Annotated in this window: 2 protein-coding genes and 1 pseudogene; 2 read left to right on the plus strand and 1 reads right to left on the minus strand. The window is 69.4% G+C overall.

The features are described from left to right. Positions 1 to 338 (minus strand): SDR family NAD(P)-dependent oxidoreductase (locus VFF46_RS03490; protein ID WP_325035539.1); only part of this gene is annotated, 338 nt, incomplete at its 3' end. Between the two features lie 101 nt (positions 339 to 439). Here VFF46_RS03490 and VFF46_RS03495 point away from each other — a divergent pair. Both VFF46_RS03495 and VFF46_RS03500 read left to right on the plus strand, forming a co-directional pair. After that, entirely contained in the window at positions 440 to 1,282 is an 843-nt protein-coding gene (locus VFF46_RS03495; protein WP_325035540.1) for a helix-turn-helix transcriptional regulator, read from the plus strand. 47 nt (positions 1,283 to 1,329) lie between these two features. Further along, a pseudogene (locus VFF46_RS03500) lies at positions 1,330 to 1,664 on the plus strand (glycoside hydrolase family 16 protein); the annotation flags it as partial.

Below are 1,664 nucleotides of genomic sequence, written 5' to 3' on the forward strand. Positions count from 1 at the left end.
GTCTCGAACGCGGACCGCAGTACGTCGCGCGCCACCTCCGACACCGCCCCGTCCCCCGCCGGGATGATCGCGGCGTTGTTCACGAGTACGTCGAGCCGGCCGTACGCGGACTCGACCTCCGTCGCCGCCGCCCGTACCGACGCCGTATCCGTCACCTCCAACGGCAGCGCGACCACATCGAGGCCCGCGGCAACCAGTTCCTTCGCCGCGACCGCACCACGCGCCGCGTCCCGCGACCCGGCCAGCACGGTGAACCCGCGCTCCCCCAGCTGCCGCGCGATCTCCTTGCCGATGCCTTTGTTGGCGCCCGTGACGAGCGCGACCTTGTTCGTGTTCATGGCGTCAACACTCCGTCGGATCGGTGCGGCGAGGCAGAGCGGGCCGACCCTGGGACCGGCGGTCCCTGGATACGTCCTAATCCGCCTGCGATCCTGGACCGGTGGATCGCGACGCGCTGGCGGAGTTCCTCCGGGTAAGACGGGAGGCGCTGCAACCGTCCGACGTCGGCCTCCCCGCCGGACTGCGCCGCCGTACCCCGGGTCTGCGCCGCGAGGAGGTGGCGAGCCTCGCGACCATGTCGGCCGACTACTACACGCGCCTCGAACAGGCCCGCGGCCCGCGCCCGTCCCGCCCGGTGCTGACCGGTCTCGCGCGGGCGCTGCGACTGTCCGACGACGAGCGCGACTACCTGTTCCGGCTGGCCGGCGAGCAACCCGGACCACCACCCGGTCCGCCGGCGGAGGTGCGTTCCGGCGTACTGCGGATGCTCGCGCGGCTCGACGTACCGGGGCTGGTGCTGGACGCCAAGTACGACGTACTCGCGTGGAATCCGCTGGCGGCCGCGCTGATCACGGACTTCTCGGCGTTGCCACTCCGGGAACGGAATCTGCTGCGGCTGCGCTTCCTGACCGATCGGCAGGCGCGGCTGTTCGGTGAGGAGGCGACACGGGAGTTCGCGCGGGAGGTCGCGGCCGATCTGCGGGCGGCGACCAGCACGTACCCGGACGACCCGGAGCTCGCGCGGCTGGTGCGCGATTTGCTCGACGGCAGCCAGGAGTTCGCGGCGATCTGGGCGCGGCACGAAGTGGGGAGGCAGCAGTCGTTGTGCCAGACGATCTTTCATCCGCAGGTCGGGCGGATCGATGTGGTCTGCGAGGTGCTGGTGGTTCCTGAGCGCGACCAGCGCGTGGTGCTGTACACCGCTGAGCCCGGATCACCGTCCGATCAGGCGATCCGGCTGCTGGACGTGATCGGTACGCAGGAGTTGACAACCAAGCCCTGATCAAGCGACTGTTTGATCCGTTCTTTTCCGACGGAGAGGGTTGCCTGATGCGTAAGTTACTTACTGCTCTGGTAGTACTCGGACTGCTGGTCGTCCCACTCCGCGCGGCCGACGCCGCGACACCGGGGAAGCTGGTGTTCGCCGACGAGTTCGACGGTACGGCGATCGACCGGACGAAGTGGGCGATCCACTCGAACGCCGAAGGCGACCAGTGCCTGGGGAACAAGAGCAACGACCAGCTCGAGTGGCACACCTGGGACGCGCTGTCCGTGCGTGACGGCAAGCTGACGATGACCGCGAGGAAGAACAACCCGGCGCCGGGGTACGAGTGGTCGGGCGCGCTGATCACCACCGGGCAGGCGTGCGGGCACGAGCCGTCGAA

Origin of the sequence: Kribbella sp., from assembly GCF_035655035.1 — a bacterium.
Classification (GTDB): domain Bacteria; phylum Actinomycetota; class Actinomycetes; order Propionibacteriales; family Kribbellaceae; genus Kribbella.